At 71.5% G+C, this 16,937-nt stretch carries 12 protein-coding genes; 9 read left to right on the top strand and 3 right to left on the bottom strand.

What is annotated here, in order from left to right; all coding sequences use genetic code 11:
- Positions 1–175: 175 nt before the first annotated feature.
- Entirely contained in the window at positions 176–547 is a 372-nt protein-coding gene (locus QPK32_RS23795) for a DUF1566 domain-containing protein (RefSeq protein WP_290415261.1), read from the top strand.
- Between the two features lie 114 nt (positions 548–661).
- On the opposite strand, the gene QPK32_RS23800 is transcribed toward QPK32_RS23795, so the two are convergent.
- Positions 662–2,200: a M20/M25/M40 family metallo-hydrolase gene (locus tag QPK32_RS23800; RefSeq protein WP_290415262.1), complete on the bottom strand. Its 1,539-nt coding sequence runs from the start codon at positions 2,198–2,200 to the stop codon at positions 662–664.
- A gap of 96 nt (positions 2,201–2,296) precedes the next feature.
- Positions 2,297–3,433 carry a metallophosphoesterase gene (locus tag QPK32_RS23805; protein ID WP_290415263.1) on the bottom strand — a complete coding sequence of 379 codons (1,137 nt, stop codon included), beginning with the start codon at positions 3,431–3,433 and terminating at the stop codon, positions 2,297–2,299.
- Between the two features lie 249 nt (positions 3,434–3,682).
- On the opposite strand from QPK32_RS23805, the gene QPK32_RS23810 reads away from it, so the two are divergent.
- The 8 genes from QPK32_RS23810 to QPK32_RS23845 all read left to right on the top strand — a co-directional run bounded on the left by QPK32_RS23810 (position 3,683) and on the right by QPK32_RS23845 (position 14,397).
- Complete coding sequence (locus QPK32_RS23810) at positions 3,683–4,147, top strand: PXPV repeat protein (protein WP_290415264.1); 465 nt, start codon at positions 3,683–3,685, stop codon at positions 4,145–4,147.
- Between the two features lie 105 nt (positions 4,148–4,252).
- Positions 4,253–5,233, top strand: a complete 981-nt coding sequence (locus QPK32_RS23815; protein WP_290415265.1) for a protein kinase — start codon at positions 4,253–4,255, stop codon at positions 5,231–5,233.
- Positions 5,230–7,740 carry an FtsW/RodA/SpoVE family cell cycle protein gene (locus QPK32_RS26765; RefSeq protein ID WP_290415266.1) on the top strand — a complete coding sequence of 837 codons (2,511 nt, stop codon included), beginning with the start codon at positions 5,230–5,232 and terminating at the stop codon, positions 7,738–7,740. The genes QPK32_RS23815 and QPK32_RS26765 overlap by 4 nt, the downstream gene beginning before the upstream one ends.
- Positions 7,623–9,149, top strand: a complete 1,527-nt coding sequence (locus QPK32_RS23825; RefSeq protein WP_290415301.1) for a hypothetical protein — start codon at positions 7,623–7,625, stop codon at positions 9,147–9,149. Before QPK32_RS26765 ends, QPK32_RS23825 begins: the two co-directional genes overlap by 118 nt.
- Positions 9,146–9,640, top strand: coding sequence for an SH3 domain-containing protein (locus QPK32_RS23830; RefSeq protein WP_290415267.1), 495 nt, complete (start codon positions 9,146–9,148; stop codon positions 9,638–9,640). The genes QPK32_RS23825 and QPK32_RS23830 overlap by 4 nt, the downstream gene beginning before the upstream one ends.
- A 72-nt stretch (positions 9,641–9,712) precedes the next feature.
- Positions 9,713–10,687, top strand: a complete 975-nt coding sequence (locus QPK32_RS23835; protein WP_290415268.1) for a PP2C family serine/threonine-protein phosphatase — start codon at positions 9,713–9,715, stop codon at positions 10,685–10,687.
- A 131-nt stretch (positions 10,688–10,818) separates the two neighbouring features.
- A complete protein-coding gene (locus QPK32_RS23840; RefSeq protein ID WP_290415269.1) occupies positions 10,819–12,366 on the top strand; it encodes an FHA domain-containing protein in 1,548 nt (515 codons plus the stop codon).
- A gap of 438 nt (positions 12,367–12,804) precedes the next feature.
- Positions 12,805–14,397, top strand: a complete 1,593-nt coding sequence (locus QPK32_RS23845; RefSeq protein ID WP_290415270.1) for a methyl-accepting chemotaxis protein — start codon at positions 12,805–12,807, stop codon at positions 14,395–14,397.
- A gap of 262 nt (positions 14,398–14,659) precedes the next feature.
- Here the strand turns inward: QPK32_RS23845 and QPK32_RS23850 are convergent, their stop codons facing one another.
- The gene (locus tag QPK32_RS23850) at positions 14,660–16,936 is read right to left on the bottom strand and encodes a bifunctional serine/threonine-protein kinase/formylglycine-generating enzyme family protein (RefSeq protein WP_290415271.1); all 2,277 of its coding nucleotides are present in this window, start codon (positions 16,934–16,936) and stop codon (positions 14,660–14,662) included.
- Position 16,937: the final 1 nt, after the last annotated feature.

The following is a 16,937-nucleotide window of genomic DNA, read 5'->3' on the forward strand; positions in this document are numbered from 1 at the left end:
CGCGGCGGTGCCGCTGGCGGTGGTCTTGATGCCGCCGGCATCGGTGCCCGAACTCGAGTACGCGCTATGAACCAGCGCCAGCGCTATCCGTTATGAGCTAGGTCGAGTCCCGTGCCGCAACCAAGCGCGGCGATCAAGGTCTTAAGGAACGCTACACTCACGAAAGGACTGCGCGATGGGCGATTACCTGAGGATCCAAGAAATGCTGAAGGAGGGCGAAGTCTACGCCGGGGTCATCCTCGGCAAGAATGGCGACCCCGACTACCACCTGGTACTGCTGGCGGACGAAGCTTCCGACGTCAGCTGGCCGGCAGCGAGCGAGTGGGCAAGCATGCAGGAAGGCGCGCTACCGACCCGGCGCGAACTGGCCCTGTTGTTCGCCAACCAGCGCGAGTCCTTCGATCGCGTCTGGTACTGGTCGTCCGAGCAGCACGAAACGCGGCCGCAACTGGTCTGGGGGCAGAACTTTGCCAGCGGCATCCAGACAGTCTATGGCCGTCCGTTCCGTGGACATGCGCGGGCGATCCGGCGCATCAGCGGCGGCTGAGTCCGGTCACAGGCACTGCCCTGCCCTCCGCGTGCTTCGTGCCCGCGCGTGCCGCAACACGTCCCAGGATCAAGCCCGGGGCAAGGGCCGGCGCACGACGCCGGCCCACACGCCTTACTTGGCCTTGGCCGGGGCACTAGACGAGACAGCGGCGCCGGCGCCACCGCCGGCGTTCGCCGCAGCGTTGGCGCCGGCCGCGACGGCATTGGCAGCCGGGGCAGCGCTCGCGTAGATATTGGAGCGGCCGATCGGCTGATCCATATTCGCCAGGAACCACGCGGTGGTTGCCATGACGGCTGCGTGGCGGCGCAGGTTGTCCGGATCGACCTTGTCGAAGGTGTCGGCAGGGGTATGGTGGTAATTGAAGTAGTCGGACGAATCGATCCACGGTTCGAAGCTGGGCACGCCGGACTTTTCCAGCGCATGCAGGTCACCGGAGCCGACCACGTCTTCGCGGCGCAGCGCACCGGCGCCCATCGGGTACAGCGCCGCCTGGAGCGGGGCCAGCAGCTTCATCGACGCCTGGCTCAGGCCGGCGCGCAAGCCGAACGGACGGCCCGAACCGTTGTCGTCCTCGTAGGCGGCGAAGTGCTTCTCGGCCGTCGACTTGTAGGCGGCGTCGTAGCCGACGCCGCCGCGTCCGCCGTTTTCCTCGTTCATCCAGGCCACCACGCGGATGGTGCGGCGCGGACGATAGTCGAGCTTGCGCAGCGTATTGATGACTTCCATCGCGCTGACGACGCCCGAGGCGTCGTCGTTGGCGCCGGTCGCGAGGTCCCAGGAATCCAGGTGGCCGGACACGAGCACGATCTCGTCGGCCTTGTCCGTGCCCTGCCAGTCGGCAATGACGTTGAAGCTGTCGGCGTCCGGCAGGATTTGCGGGGTCAGGGTCAGGTGCATGGTGACGGGGCCGCGCTTGGCCAGGCGCGCGATCAGCATCGAATCCTCGATGGTGACGGCCGCCGCGGGAATGCGCGCGCCGTCCTGCAGATTGGTGGCGCCCGTATGGACGATGCGATAGGCCGCGCCGCCGACGGCGCGCACTAGTGCCGCGGACGCGCCCATCTCGGCCGCCATGCGCGGGCCGGCGCCGCGGAACGCGACGGCCTGGCCGTAGGCGGTGCCCGCCAGGCCGCGGTCGGCCATGCGCTGGTCGAACGGCACGTCGAACAGGACGATATTGCCCTTGACCTCGGCCGCCTTGGCCTTCAGCTCCTCGAAGCTGCCGACCACGACGACCTTGGCCGTGATGCCGGCGGCCGGCGTCGCGCCCGAACCGCCCAGCGCGGCCAGCACGATCTTTTGCGTCACGCCCTCGGGACGGCCCTTGTAGTCGACCAGCGACCCCGCCTCGGCGCCGCGCACCCAGTGCGGCACCTTAACCGGCTGCAACGTGACCTTGGCGCCCAGCTTGCGCAACTCGTCCGCCACCTGCTTCACCGCCGCCGCGGCACCCGGCGAACCGGACAGGCGCGGCCCGACCAGGTCCGTCAGGTCTTCCAGGCGCTGGTACGCGTAGTCGCTCTGCAGCGCCGTGTCGCGCACCTTCGCGAGCGCGGCCGGATCGTTGCCGGGCGTGGCGGCGTGCGCGGCACCAGCGATGAGGCTCGCAGCCAGGATGGTCAGGACGGGAAGACGGGTACGGCGATTCATGCGCACTATCCTTTAGTGGGGGTAGGAAAAACCCCAACGATAGCGCATAAGCCTCCCCTTTGGGAGAAATTGTTGCCGTAAATACATTATTGAGATTTAGGCAGGCACTAATTTGACCAAGGTAATCTCCGATGGAGCGCCGAAGCGCTTGGGCGGCCCCCAGTATCCGGTACCGCGGCTCGTATACACCCACAGCGAGCGCACCCGGTTGAGGCCGGCGACGAACGGCTGCTGCAGCGGCACGAACAGGTTCCAGGGGAAGAACTGGCCGCCGTGCGTATGGCCGGACAATTGCAGGTCGAAGCCGGCATCCGCCGCCGCCGGCGCGCTGCGCGGCTGGTGGGCCAGCAGGATGCGTACGGCGACGTCGTCCGGCGCGCCCGCCGCCGCCAGGTGCGGGTCGCTCTTGTGGCCCGGGTTGAACAGGTGGGCGGAATAGTCGGTGATGCCGGCGATCATGAGGGCGGCATCGCCGCGGCGCCGGATCACGTGTTCGTTCATCAGCACGCGCAGCCCCAGCCGGCGCACTTCCGCGATCCACTGTTCGGCGCCCGAGTAATACTCGTGGTTACCCGTCACAAAGAAACTGCCGTCCGGCGCCGACAGGCGCGACAAGGGCTCCGTATGCGGCGCCAGGCGCTGCACGCTGCCGTCGACCAGGTCCCCCGTGACGGCGATGGCGTCCGGCTTCAAGGCGTTGACCCGGGTCACGATGGCGTTCAGGTAGGGCCGGCGGATCGTCGGGCCCACGTGGATGTCCGAGATCTGGGCGATCGAATAACCGTGCAGCGCGGGCGGGAGCCCGGCGATCGGCACCTCGACCTTGACGACGCGGGCGACCCGGCGCGCATTGACGAAGCCGATCGCCGTCACGGCCAGCGCCAGCAGCGGCACGGCGACGGCGCTGTCGCGCGTGAACACGGGTCCGCCGGCGCCTGCCAGGTGCAGCACCAGCAGGGCCACGTCGCGCAGCACCGTCAGCACGAACAGCGAGGAGAAGAATCCCATGGCCAGCAGGCCCGCCCAGGCCACCTGCTCGGACCAGCGCGTGCGGCGCAGCGTGGGTGCCACCAGCCCGATGCGCACGAGCACGGCCGAGATGGCCAGCAGCACGGCGCCCAGCGCCAGGCCGGCCAGGCCGATCTCCATCGCGGGCAGGAGGCGCACCCCGATATAGGCGTGCAGCAGCGCCAGGATCACGAGGAGGGAAATACCGGAGCGTCGTCGGGCCATGGATGTCGATGCGTGAGTGGTCGAGCTAATTAGATGGGGCGAACTGTTCGTGGTGCAAGAGCCAACACCCCTATCGAAAGGCGGAGGGCAGCCCCGTTTGCAACGAAACCGATACCGATTGTTACGAAGTCGGGTGTGAATGTAAGAATTCGTATTAACCCGTGGAATCTGGCGAACGCGGGTCTATGATACTTGCATGCCGGGCGTCGTCACGATCATTCGATCCCCGTTGCGGCAAAAGGAACAGCCATGTTGAATAAAAAATGCTTTGGTGCGGTACTCCTGGCCGCGGCCGCCGTCTCGTCCACTACGGCAATGGCTCAGGACCGCGGCGCGAATACGGTAGCAGGTGCGCTGGTCGGCGCAGCCATCGGCGGCGCTGCGAACGGCCGCAACGGCGCCCTGGTCGGCGGCGCCATCGGCGCGGTCGTCGGCAATTCGATCCGCACGAACGACAACTACTACTACCGCGACCGCGGCTATTCGAACACCTATTACTCGTCGGGCTACTACCAGCCCGCCCCCGTCTACGTCGAACCGCGCCCGGTCTACGTGGAACCGCGCCCGGTGTACGTCGAGTCGCCGCGCTATTACTACGATGCGCGCCCGGATGTCGTCGTCATCGACCGCGGCGGCCGCGGCTGGGATCGCGGACACTACGACCGCGGCTGGGATCGCGGCCACGGTCGTGGCCACTGGGACCACCACCGCTGATTCATCCCGGCTCCGACGAAAAACCGCGCCCCGTGCGCGGTTTTTTTTCGCCCTCCCCCCGCTAGGCCCTCGCGGCGGCATCTGCCGCGGCAGACAGGAGGAGACATGCTCGAAGCGGGCGACATCATCACTCTCGGCAGCGACGCCTGGCGCCTGCGCGCGCCGCTGGCCGGGTCCAGCTACGGCATCGTGTGGGAAGCGGAGTCGCTGGGCAGCGGCACGCCGGCCGCCCTGAAACTGGTCAACCGCGAGCAGATGGCCCTCGCCCTGCCGCCCCAGCGCGCGCGCTGGAGCGCCTGCGCCGCCGCCGAGATCGCGTTCCTGCGCGGCCTGCAGCCCTGGGACCGGCGCCACATCGTGCGCCTGCTCGACAGCGGCGCCCACGAAGGCGAGCCGGCGATGGCGCTGGAACTGCTCGACGGCGACCTGGCCTCGCACCTGGCGGCGCGGCGGGCACGGGGCGACGCCGTCGGCGCCGCCCAGGCGCTCGACTGGATCGCCCAGGTCAACCAGGCGCTCGCCAAGGTGCATCAGTACGGCTGGCGCTACCTCGACCTGAAACCGTCGAACCTGCTGCTGGACGCGCCCCGCAATGCCCTCAAGCTGGCCGACTTCGGCACCAACCGTCCGCTGCTCGACGCCGGCGCCCATTCCTATGCGGGCACCGCCGGCTGGCAAGCGCCCGAACAATGCATGCCGGAGGCCGACCAGGCCTACCGGACGGACGCGCGCAGCGACTATTTCGCGCTCGGCGCCCTGCTGTACTACCTCGTCACCGGCACCGTGCTGCGCTGGTGCGCGCGCTGCGCCCAGGCCTACCGCGAACTGGGCGCGCCCGGCGCGGCGCGCGCCCTGGCCGGCCACGCCGACCCGCTGGAAGCGGACGAAGCGGCGCTGTTCCTGGCGCACGCACTCGGCCAGGCACCGGACACGGCGCGCGCGCCCTTGCTGGCCCTGCTGCGCGCCCTGCTGGCGCCGCGGCCGGAGCAACGCCCGCGCCACGCGCTCGAGATCAGCCGCCTGCTGGCGCCTGCCGCGGCGGCGCTGGCGTCGGTGGCGGCGCCCGGACTCAAGGCCGCCGCATGAACGCTTTCCGCTTCCAGGCGCGCACGGTCGCCGCCGCCGTCCTGCTGCTGGTCTGCGCCCTGCAGCTGCTCGCGCTGCTGCGCGCCCCGGCGGCCTGGATGCCGTCCCAGATCACGGTCACGCTGGGGCGCGACGCATCGCTGGCGCTGGGCCGCGCCGCGCTCGCGGCGCCGCTGGCCGACGAGGACCAGCTGCTGCTGCGCCGCGACGCCGGCGGCGCCTGGTGGATCGCCAACGGCGGCGCCACGCCCCTGCGCCTGCTCGACGGCGAGCGCCAGCAGCGCAGCGGCAGCGTGGCCGTGGCCAGCGGCCAGCGCTTCCAGCTCGGCGCGGCGCGCTTCGCCGTCGACGCCGCCGACGGCGGCACGATGTCGTTCTCGCGCGGCGCCGTGCGCTGGCGCTACGACGGGGCGCTCCTCGAGCGCGACGGTGTGCCGCAGCCGAGCTGCCCGGACGCCCGCCTCGGCACGCGCCTGGCCGCGGCCTGGAACCGTATCGCCCCCCGCGCGCTGACGATGGCGCGGCCGCTCGTCTTCGGCGGCAACCTCGATTGCGGCAACCGCATCGCCATCGCCGGCCTGCCGGCCCCCGCCGCCACCATCGCGCGCGACCGTGGCGGCCTGCTGCTTGCCGCCGCGACGGGCCCGGACGCCGCCCCCTTGCTGCTGGAGGAAGGCGGCCGGGCGGACCTGCTGGCACGGCGCGCGCTGCGCCTGGGTGCCGACAGCGGCCACGTGCTCGTCGCCGGCCGCACGCGCTACCTGGTGGAACCGAACGGCGACGTGCTGCACCTGCATCCGGTCGCCGGCGTGGGCCTGTATGCCGAACCGCGCGTGCGCCTGCCGGACGGCGTCGTCTGGACGTGGACGCAGCGCGCGCTGTGGCACGTGCCGGAAGCGGCGGCGCTGCCGCTGCTGGCCGCCGCGGCGCTGGCGCTGGGCGCCGGCCTCGCGGCCTTCCTGCCGCGGCGGCGCGGGCGCGGGCGCGGGGTCGCCGTGCGCGCGGCCCTGGGCGCGGGCTGCGGCGTGCTGCTCGCCGCCACCGGCGTCCTGTCGCTGTGGCTGCAGCGCACCGGCATGCCGGCCGGCGCCGGCGTCGCCTTGCTGCCCGCCTGGGGCGCCCTGTGGCTGGCCGTGCTGGCGCCGCGCCGCTTCGAACCGGCGTTGGGCGCCGCCGTGCTGCTGCTCGCCCTCGGCCTGCTGGCACAGCTGGAACTGGGCCTGGATGCCGCCGACTCGTCCTGGCTGCGCCATGCCGGCAAGACGGGCGCGCTGGCCGCGCTGGGCACCGGCGCCTGCCTGCTGGCCGGTCTCGTTCGACCGGCGCTGCCGCCTGGCCAGGCGCGCGTCGAGCTGGGCCTGCTGCTGCTCACGGGCCTCGCGCTGGCGGGCCTCGTGCTGCAGGTGGCGCTCGGCAGCGAGACGGGCGTGTTCGACCTGCAGCCCGTGGAATTCGCCAAGCTGGCGCTGGCGCTGCTGTCGGCCCACTGCCTGGCCCTCGCCTGCGCGGGCCATCCGCTGCCGGGCGGCGCCTGGCTGCGCCTGCTGCGCCTGGTGGCGCCGGCCCTGCTGTTCATGCTGCTGCTGGCCGTCGCCGTGGTCCAGGTCGACGACTTTTCCCCGCTCGTGCTGCTGGCGGTGTGGGGCGGCGCGATGGCGCTGGCGCATGCGCTGGCCACGCGCCAGCGCCTGGCCGCCGGCCTCCTGGTCGGCTGCGCGCTCTTGGGCGTGCTGGCCGTGGCCGGCCTGCGCGACGCGGGGCCGGGCGAGATCGCGCGCTGGGATTTCTATGCGGACCGCTTCCTCGTCTGGCTCGACCCGGCCGGCCATCCGCACACGGGCCAGCAGCTGCTGCTGGGAGCGCGCGCGATCGGCGATGGCGGCTGGTGGGGCGCCGACGGCGTGCTGGGCCTGGGCAGTCCCGGCCCGGGGAGCGCCCTGCGCATCCCGGCCGTGCAGGACGATTTCGCCCCGTCCTTCTTCCTGAACCGCCACGGCCTGGCCGCAGCGCTGGCGCTGTGGCTGCTCCAGGCCCTGCTGCTGGCGGGGCTGCTGCGCCTGGCCCTGCGCTGCTGGCAGGCGGGCGGCCGCACGCGCGACTTCCGCCTGGCGTGGCAGGCGCGGTTCCGCTGCTTCTTCCTGGCCGGCGGCGCCGCCTTCCTGTTCGGCCACATGTTGCTGTCCTGGGGTACGAACCTGGCGATCTTTCCCGTCATGGGCCAGCCGATGAGTTTCCTGTCCGCCGGCGGCTCGCACCTGCTGTTTTTCATCTGCCCCCTGCTCGGCTTCGCTGCCGCCAGCAGCCAATCTTTAGAGGAGAACGAATCATGCCCGTCTACGTGCAACACCAAGCCCTGGGCCGGGTCGACGACGTGTTCGACGCCGACGCCATCTGGCAATCGCCCGGCCTCGCCCTGTTCTCGCGGCGCGCGCTGCTGCGCGACCTGCTCGAACGCGCCCCGCGCGAACAACGGGGCCGCGCCGCCACCCGCTGCTTCTCGCACGTGACGCTGATGCTGCCGCAGGAAGAAGTCGACGACGACCGCCACCTGACCCGCGGTGCGCGTGCGCGCGACCTGGCCCAGGGCCTGGCCGCACTGCACCAGAAGGATTTCGGCGACCTGCTGGCCGGCGACGACGTGCGCTACCACGTGGTCGGCACGGAGCGCCTGGAACCGGGTCAAGTCGAGGTCAAGTTCGGCCACGCCGTCTACCTGCCGGCGGCGGAAGAGCAAGTCCAGTACACGGTGGCCGTCTCGCGCGACAGCGCCGTCTGGAAGACCGCCTGCGCCATCTATCCGAACCAGCGCCTCACCGTGATCGGCCAGGACGAATACGGCGCCACCTGCGCCGCCCCCGGCTGGCCGTTCGGTGCCGAGGGCGGCGTCCTCCTGATCAACGATGGTCCCGGCACTCCGCTCGAGGTGCAGGTGCGCCCGAAGGACGCGTTCGAATGCAACTACGACGCGTCGGCCGGCTGGTACACGGTCAAGTCGCGCCGCGGCGCCGTCGATGCGGCCGGCGCGCCCCTGCGCCTGCTGCTGCGCATCACGCCGGCCCAGCCGGCGCACGTGCCGGCGGCGCCGGCGGCGCAGCGCCCGATTCCGATGGCAGGTGCATCGCCGCGTCCCACCGCCCCCTCCGCACGGCCGGCCGTATGGAAGCCGCGCGTCGCGCCCCAGCCCGAGATGACGGCCGTCCCCGTCGCCCAGGCCGCCGCGCCCGCGCCGCGCGAAAGCGAAGCGATCGCCGACGCCACGTTCGCGCCGCTGGCGCGCCAGCGCGTGGCGCTCGCCGCGCTGGCGCTGCCGCGCCTGTCGCGCTACCGCGAGACGGGCGCCCAGGCGCTGGAGATCGGCCTCGACGGAGCCTTCGCCCCGGCGGCCGCCGGCCCCGACGCCTTGATCGGCTTCGCGGTCGACGAGCACGACGGCCTGCAGGCGATCACGCCGGCGGGCCGCGAGCGGATCGCCGCGCCGGCCAGCTTCAGCCCCGTCGACAGCACCCGCGTCGACCTGCTGGCGCCCGCGCCGGCGCTCGCCGACCGCTATTGCGCGCTGCTGCGCCTGCCCCGACCGCCGTCGCAGCCGGTGGCGGCCGGCGCCCGCTTCGTGTTCGGCCGCGGCACGCCCATGCTCGCCGGGCTGCGCGTGCTCGACTCGCCGCGCTTCCTCAAGAGCAGCGGCGCGCCGTGCAGCGCCGACCGCCTGGGCCTGTCGCGCACGGCATTCAGCTTCGAGGCGGACACCGACGGCTGGCGCATCGCACGCCTGTCGCCGACCCAGGCGCTGTACCACCTGGACGAGGGGCTGCAGTTCGTGGCCGCCATCGGCGACGCGACGGCGGACGCGCCCTACCGCCTGCCCGCCGGGCACCACCTGGTCGCGGGCCACTACGTGCTGCGCTTCGACGCATGAACGCCTGGCTGCCGGCGCTGCTGGCCTACGGCGCCGCCCTCGTGCTGACGCTGGCGCTGGCCGCGCGCCTGACCCCGCGCGGCTGGTGGCGCCGCGCCAACCTGCGCGCCTTCGCCGTCGTCGCCGGCGGCACGCTGGCGCTCGGGACGCTGTTCGGCGCACTGGCCGGACTCGGGGCCTCGGCGCCCCCGCTGGCGCTGGCCGAACCGCTGCCGGCGCCGGCCCCTGTGACGCTGGTCCCCGAGGCGCCGCCGCCCACGCGGCCCGATGCCGGGGTCCGCTACCGCGTGGTGGACGACCTGAACCTGCGTAGCGACAACGGCGTCGGCGCGCCGCGCCTGCGCGTGCTGGCCGCGGGCACCGTCGTGCGCGCGACGGGCAAGGTGGACGGGGATTGGTGGCAGGTGCGCGCCCGCGTGGACGGCGCGCCGGTCGAAGGCTGGGCCAGCAGCCTGTGGCTGCGCCGCGCCGACGAGGGACATGGTCGTTGAACCCGCGGCAGGCAAGGAACAGCGCGGCTGATCGTTGCCCGGCTTGCCGCGATTGTCGGTTAGAGTAACGCCATGTCCACCGCTCCCGATTTCCCCGCCGTCCCCCTCGCCGCGCGCATCGGCGCCCTCGACGTCGCCGCCTGCTCGCGGCGCGGCGCCGGTCCCCGCCTGCGCGAGGAGAACCAGGACAACCTCCTCGTCGTCGACGACGCCGGCAACGCGGCCTGGCTGCACGGCCAGCGCCTGCAGCGGCAAGCGCTGGCGGGCTGGCCGGCCGGTCATGCGCGCCTGGCCGTGCTGGACGGGATGGGGGGCCACGGCCATGGGCGGGAAGCGGCGGAAGCCGTCGTCGCCGGCCTGCTGGCGCTGCCGCCATGCCATGACGGCGCCACGCTGGCCCACCACCTCGACGTCCTGCATGCGCGGCTCCAGCGCGCGTTCGCGGACTGCCCGGGCCCGCGTCCCGGCACCACGCTGACGCTGCTGGAACTGCCGGCCGGCGCAGCGCCCCTGCTGTACCACGTGGGCGATTCGCGGCTGTACGAAATCACCCGCGCACGCGCCACCCCCATGACCATCGACCACGTCCCGGCGACGGGTTTCGCCATCGGCGGCCTGCTCGACGAGGCCCAGTGGTGGCAGCAGGTGCACGGCGAGCACCGGCCCCAGTTGTCGCAGGCCTTCATCCTCGGGAACGCCATCGCCGACCCGGCCCGGCTGGACGACGCGCTGTTCGCGCTGGCGCCGGACGGCTTGCCGGCCTGGCTGGCGCCGCTCGCCGACCGGCGCGCGATCGCCCTGCGCCCGGGCGCCGCCTACCTGCTGGCGACCGACGGCCTGTGGTCATGCGCCGATCCGTACGGCTGGGTGGCACGGTGGCCGCAGCTGCTCGGCAGCGGTGCCGACGCGGCCACGATGCTGGCGGCGCTGCTGGACGCCTACGAAGCCCATCCGCCCGCGTTTTTCCATCCTGACAACATCACGGCCGTGCTGTTGCGCGTGCCCGGGCCGCCCGCGGCCGATGAAACGGTGTTGCCCGTCGCTTGATCGTTGTAAATGATGCATTTTGGAAAAAAGTCTTGCCATTTGCCGAACCGCGTGCGCCGCGGCAGGCTAGAATCGCGTAAGCTTTGCCGACAAACCATTCGCGACACGAACCCGCTCCCGCCCACGCCGCCATGAAACGCTGCAGCAGCCCTGCCCACCCGCATTGCACCGTCTGGGTCGCCCCCGGTGCGGCGGCGTGCGCGCACGGCCATCCGCAGCCGGCGCAGGCGAGCGCCGCGGCGGATGCCCTCGGCTCCAGCTTCGACATGCTGACCCGCCTGCGCACCGAGCGGGCGGGGGACGCGATCCGTCCGCGCACGGAGCACGGCCTGCCGGCCCACCCCGTGCGGCGCGCCGCCGCGCCGGCCCGTCCGCACCTGCACGTGAGCGGCTTCGATCCGCGCGCGGCCGGCGGACGCCATGCGATCCGGCTGGAGCTGCGCGGCATGCCGGCCGATGCGCCCGGCACCGTCACGCTGCTGCTGCAATCGGACCTGCTGCCGCTCGAATCCGGTCCGCGCCGGCTGGCGCGCGGCCTGGATGGCAGCTGGCGTCCCCTGTTCCTGGAATTTTCCTCGCGCGGACGCGAGCACGGCCAGTACCGCATCGACGTCGAAGTGCATGCGCGCGACCCGGACGGGGCCGGCACGGCGCGCACCTGGGTGGCCACGCTCGTGCTGCTGGTGCCGCGCGCCGATGCGTCGCTGGGCGAGATCCACCAGACCTTCCTGTCGACCCACAAGAACGTACGCATCAGCGCCGACGACGGCTCGATCGCGCGGCTCAGCGGCCTGGCCGGCGGCGGGCCGATGGACATCGACATCAGCGCGCGCAACGCCGGCATCGCCCGGCTGGCATTGGACGCCGCCCAGGCCGACGGCGGCAAGATCGCCGTAGGCCTGCCGACCATCGCCTGGGACGAGGACCTGATCGAGATCGATTTGCCGGCGGCGCGCGCCCACCCGGCCCCGGCCTCGGCCGGCTGCATCGTGCATGCCGAGCCGGAAGCGGGCTTCCAGCGCCACCTGCGCCTGTTCGCCCTGGACGAATGCGTACTGGGCCGCCATGAACCCGTGCGCGCCGAAGCCGACCTGCTGCTGCAGCACTACGACGAACGGGGCGCGCGCGCGGACGGTCTCACGCGGCGGCTGTCGGGGCGCCATGCGATCGTGCGCGCCGGCCGCAACGGCTTCGAGATCGAGGACGTGTCGCGCTACGGCCTGCTGCTGGACGGCGTCTGGCCGGGCAAGCACGTGCCGGTGCTGCTGCGCACCGGCATGCGCATCGAGCTCACGGCCAGCATCCGCGGCGTGGTGACGCTGGTCGTCAGCGCCGTGCTGGGGCACGCCGTCGTGCTGCACCGCGTGGACGCCGGCGGCGCCGCCGAAGCCTTCATGCTGATGGCACCAGGGGTGGAGCCGGATGCCGCACCCGCCGCCGGCGCCAGCCTGCCGCGCGCGGCGCAGCTGCCGCTGCTGTTCCACCGCGACGGCGGCTTCTGGCACCGCGACCGCGCCAGCGGCCAGGACACCCCGCTGTCCGCGGCCGCGGCCCTCGAACGCCTGTCCGGCTTCCACGGCCGGGTACGTTTCGCCGCCCAGCCGCGTCCTGAGGACGGCAGCCGCCGCAGCGGCACGGGCGAGCGGCGCCGCGCGCCGCCGTCGGTGCTGTTCGGCTGATCGCCGCGCCGGCAGTCCGGCCGAGGCTCAGCGCTGGGCCAGCAGCAGGAACACCAGACCGCATCCTGCCAGCAGCGCGAACTGCAAGCCGAAGACGATGGCCGGCGCCCGCAGGTGCTCGGGAATCCGCATGGCGGCCTCCTTTTCCATGATCGACAACGCAACGTGGCGCATCCGCCAAGATGAATGAACGTCATTATGCCATTCGCATAAAAGTGGCAATTATGTATCGTGATTCTGGGACGACCGTATTTTTTGTTGGAGATACGCAACCCATGCAGGAAAGATCCTGCACAAAAGCGCCGAAAATATTGCAGTGAGGAAAGTTAAAAGATAAAGTGCGAACCTAGCCCGTGCCGAACCAATAGTCAGCATGGAAATGAGAGCAAGTCTCGTTCAACCAGCACGCTCCGCGGCGCTGTCACCTTCAAAGACGCTATGTTCAGTAAATTGACTCTTCGCTTCCGCCTGATCGCCACCATGGCGTTCCTCGGGCTGATCATCCTTGCCGTGGGCCTGCTGGGCATCTACGGCATCAAGTCGACCAGCGGCGCGCTGGAGAACACCTACGCCAACCAGATGCAGTCGATCATCGCCCTGGGCGATTCGAAGAATTTCCTGAGCCGCGCGCGCTTCAACCTCGACCGCGCCGTGCTGCACCCGGATTCGCCGGACATCGAGAAGACGATCAGCCGCATGGAGAGCTTCATCAAGGATGCCGACAAGTCGTGGGCCGCCTACATGGCGCTGCCGCGCGAGCCGGAAGAAGACGTGCTGGCGAAGGCCGTGGCCGAGAAACGCGCCGGCTACATCAACGGCTTCAAGGACCTGACCCAGGCCATCCGCGCCCAGGACAAGGACAAGATGGAAGTCCTGTTCATGAAGCAGATGCAGGCCGCCTACGGCGAGTTCAACACCGCCTCCATGAAGCTGGACGAATACCAGGTCGACGGCGCCAAGGCCAGCTACGAAGCGAGCCAGCAGCTGTCCGGCCGCATCTACACCGCCGCCATCACCGCCATCGTGCTGGGCGCGCTCCTGATCGTCGTGTCGTCGGTGACCCTGCTGCGCGCCATCATGAATCCGCTGAACCGCGTGCTGGAACACTTCGACGCGATGGCCAAGGGCGACCTGTCGGCCCGCATCGTAGTCGACCGCCAGGATGAAATGGGCAAGCTGCTGCAAGGCCTGGCCGAAATGCAGGGCCAGCTGGCCGTGACCGTGCGCAGCGTGCGCGACAGCAGCTCGTCGATCGCCACCGCCAGCAGCGAGATCGCCGCCGGCAACCTGAACCTGTCGAGCCGCACCGAAGAGCAGGCCGGCAGCCTGGAAGAAACCGCATCGTCGCTCGAAGAACTGACCTCGACCGTCAAGCAGAACGCCGACAATGCGCGCCAGGCCAACCAGCTCGCGCTGACCGCTTCGGAAGTCGCCGTGCGCGGCGGCCAGCTGGTGAGCGAAGTGGTCCAGACCATGGGTTCGATCAACGATTCGTCGAAGAAGATCGTCGACATCATCGCCGTCATCGACGGCATCGCGTTCCAGACCAACATCCTGGCGCTGAACGCGGCCGTGGAAGCAGCCCGTGCGGGCGAACAGGGCCGCGGCTTCGCCGTCGTCGCCGGCGAAGTGCGCAACCTGGCGCAGCGCTCGGCCGCCGCCGCCAAGGAAATCAAGGAACTGATCACGACCTCGGTGAACAACGTCGACACCGGCGCCCAGCTGGTCGACAAGGCCGGCGCGACGATGGGCGACATCGTCTCGAGCGTGGCGCGCGTGACCGACATCATGGCCGAGATCATGGCCGCCGGCGAAGAGCAGAGCTCGGGCATCGAGCAGATCAACCAGGCCATCGTGCAGATGGACCAGGTCACCCAGCAGAACGCCGCCCTGGTCGAGGAAGCCGCCGCCGCCGCCGATTCGCTGCAGGAACAGGCGCAGGCGCTGGCCCACCTGGTCGACACCTTCCGCCTGGATGCCGGCCAGCAGCGCCTGGAACAGCGCCGCGTGCCGGCACTGACGGCAGCTTAAGAACGTANGCCGATTCGCTGCAGGAACAGGCGCAGGCGCTGGCCCACCTGGTCGACACCTTCCGCCTGGATGCCGGCCAGCAGCGCCTGGAACAGCGCCGCGTGCCGGCACTGACGGCAGCTTAAGAACGTATAAATACACGCCGCCCCCGCGCAGGCGGGGGTCCAATCGTGCATGCGTTATCGTGACGCGTACAGGAATTGGGCCCCCGCCTGCGCGGGGGCGACGCTTTTGTGTTCAGCGTTTTTTACGTGGTACTTTTCTACAGCTCGCGCACGACCCTGAATCCCACGATGTCGTTCGACAGCACGGCCGAGAAGCCGTTGCGCAGCGCCGAGCGCAGGTAGCGCGGGTTGTACAGCCACGAGCCCCCGCGCAAAATGCGGCGGGCCTGGTCGCCGCCCTCTTCCCAGGCGCTCCCGTCCGCCGGCGCGCCCTCGTAGTTGTCGTGCACGACGTCCTGCACCCATTCCCACACGTTTCCGTGCATGTCGCAAAGGCCCCAGGGATTGGCGGGATAGCTGCCAACCGGCGTCGTGCCGCCCCGGTATTCGCCGCGCGGCCCGCCGTTGTAGCTGAAGTTGCCGTCGTAGTTGGCCTGGTCGCTGGTGATCGCGTCGCCGAACGAGAACGCCGTCTTCGTGCCGGCGCGGCACGCATACTCCCACTCGGCCTCGCTGGGCAGGCGGTAGGTCTTGCCGGTGGCCTCGGAGAGCCAGCGCGCGTAGCGCACCGCATCGAACCAGTTCACGCCCACCACCGGATGGCGCGCGTCCTGCGGGAAGCCCGGAGCCTCCCAGTCGACGTCGCCGCCCTGGGCCCAGCCGGTGGCCTGCACGAATGCGCGCCACTCGCCCACCGTCACCGGATAGCGCCCCATCGCCACCGGACGCGCGATGCCGACCCAGTGCTGCGGCAATTCGCGCGCCAGCCAGCCCTTCTGGGCGCCCGCCTGCGTCGCGATCTTGCGCTCGTGCTCCGGAGAGCCCATCTGGAAGCGTCCCGTCGGCAGCACCACCAGTTCCGGGCCCTTCGAGGAACCGTCCAGGAAGCGGTCCCGCAATATGCCTTCGGTGAGCACGCCTTCCGTCTGCACCGGCACCGCGGCGCCCACGGGGTCGTCCGGCGGCGCGGCGGCGGCCGGCGCGGCGGTTTCGTCCTGGCCGGCGGCTTCGTGGCGCGCACGCTTCTGCTGCGCCAGCTGGGCGGCGGCCGCCTTCGCCAGCGCGGCCTTGCGCAGCGCTTCCTCGCGTTCCTGGCGCGCCTTTTCCGCCTCGATGGCGCGGCGCTCGTGCAGCTGGCGCCGCAATTCTTCCTTGCGCGCCTGGCGCGCCTCCTCGGCCGCCGCCCGCGCCAGCCGTTCCTGTTCGCGGCGCTGGCGCTCGATCGCCGCCCTGGCGGCGGCCGTGGCCTCGGCCTGGACGCGGGCGCGCAATTCGGCGCGCCGGGTTTCCTCCTGCTCGCGCCGCGCAGCCTCCGCGCGCGCCGCGGCGTCGGCGGCCGCGCGGCGCTGCTCCTCGGCCCGGCGAGCCGCCTCGTCGCCCGCCGCCAGCAGGCGCTCCAGCCAGTCGCGCACGCTGGCGGGGCGCGCCTGCGCTTCCCAGGCGAAACCGGCCTGCAGCGCTTCCCACTGGGCGTCCAGCAATCCGTCGGGACGCGCGGGAACGTCGCCGGCCGCGCGGCGGTCGGCGAAGGGCATCGCCCCGGCCAGCATCTGGTACGCCATCACGGCCGTGGCGTACACGTCGAGGGCGCGGCCAGGCGCACCCTCCGCGCGGCCCGCTTCCGGCGCCCGGTAGCCCGCCGTGCCCGAGGTGGCCGGTGCTTCCATGCCTTGCGCCGTGCTGGCGCGGGCGCGCGCGGCGATCCCGAAGTCGAGCAGCTTGACGTCGCCGCCGGCGAGGAAGACGTTGGCCGGCTTGATGTCGCGGTGCACGAGGCGGTGCTTGTCCCAGGCGTAGTCGAGCGCATCGGCCAGCGGCGCCAGCAGTTCCAGCGCGCGCGCCAGCGGCAGGCGTCCCTCGCGCGCCAGCAGGCTGTCCAGGTCCTCGCCCTCGAGGCATTCCATGATGATGAAATAGCTGGCCGTGGCCGGGTCGCGCGCCCAGTCGTAGACGCGCACGATGTGCTGGTGCGCCAGCTGGCGGGCCCTTGCCGCTTCCTCGACCAGCAGCCTGGCCCAGGCGCTCTGCTCGGTCAGCTGGGGCGGGAGGATCTTCAAGGCCACGCGCGCGCTGTGTCCCAGCTCGGCGTGGGTGGCGAGGTCCGTGGCTTCCCACACCTGGCCCATGCCGCCGTACGCGATCAGGCCCTCGAGCCGGTAACGGCGGTTCGGCGGGCCGACCTCCTGGCCCGCCATGAGGCCGATCTCCGTGCTGGAGCGCGCCAGTCCGGGATCGGTGGCGGTGGAACTGGCGGCGGACGCCGAGGGCGCCGCCGCATAGGCCGCGTCCAGGATCGCGTTCTTGCGGCTGTCGAATTCCTGGCGGCTGAGCAAGCCGTCTTCGTGCAGCGCGCGCAGTTCGCGCAGCTTGTCCATC

This window comes from Massilia sp. YIM B02763 (genome assembly GCF_030412015.1).
Classification (GTDB): domain Bacteria; phylum Pseudomonadota; class Gammaproteobacteria; order Burkholderiales; family Burkholderiaceae_D; genus Telluria.

Coding starts and splice junctions, on each gene's coding strand:
- QPK32_RS23795 (WP_290415261.1), top strand. CDS start 176: ATGGGCGATTACCTGAGGATCCAAGAAATGCTGAAGGAGGGCGAAGTC.
- QPK32_RS23800 (WP_290415262.1), bottom strand. CDS start 2,200: ATGAATCGCCGTACCCGTCTTCCCGTCCTGACCATCCTGGCTGCGAGC.
- QPK32_RS23805 (WP_290415263.1), bottom strand. CDS start 3,433: ATGGCCCGACGACGCTCCGGTATTTCCCTCCTCGTGATCCTGGCGCTG.
- QPK32_RS23810 (WP_290415264.1), top strand. CDS start 3,683: ATGTTGAATAAAAAATGCTTTGGTGCGGTACTCCTGGCCGCGGCCGCC.
- QPK32_RS23815 (WP_290415265.1), top strand. CDS start 4,253: ATGCTCGAAGCGGGCGACATCATCACTCTCGGCAGCGACGCCTGGCGC.
- QPK32_RS26765 (WP_290415266.1), top strand. CDS start 5,230: ATGAACGCTTTCCGCTTCCAGGCGCGCACGGTCGCCGCCGCCGTCCTG.
- QPK32_RS23830 (WP_290415267.1), top strand. CDS start 9,146: ATGAACGCCTGGCTGCCGGCGCTGCTGGCCTACGGCGCCGCCCTCGTG.
- QPK32_RS23835 (WP_290415268.1), top strand. CDS start 9,713: ATGTCCACCGCTCCCGATTTCCCCGCCGTCCCCCTCGCCGCGCGCATC.
- QPK32_RS23840 (WP_290415269.1), top strand. CDS start 10,819: ATGAAACGCTGCAGCAGCCCTGCCCACCCGCATTGCACCGTCTGGGTC.
- QPK32_RS23845 (WP_290415270.1), top strand. CDS start 12,805: ATGTTCAGTAAATTGACTCTTCGCTTCCGCCTGATCGCCACCATGGCG.
- QPK32_RS23850 (WP_290415271.1), bottom strand. CDS start 16,936: ATGGACAAGCTGCGCGAACTGCGCGCGCTGCACGAAGACGGCTTGCTC.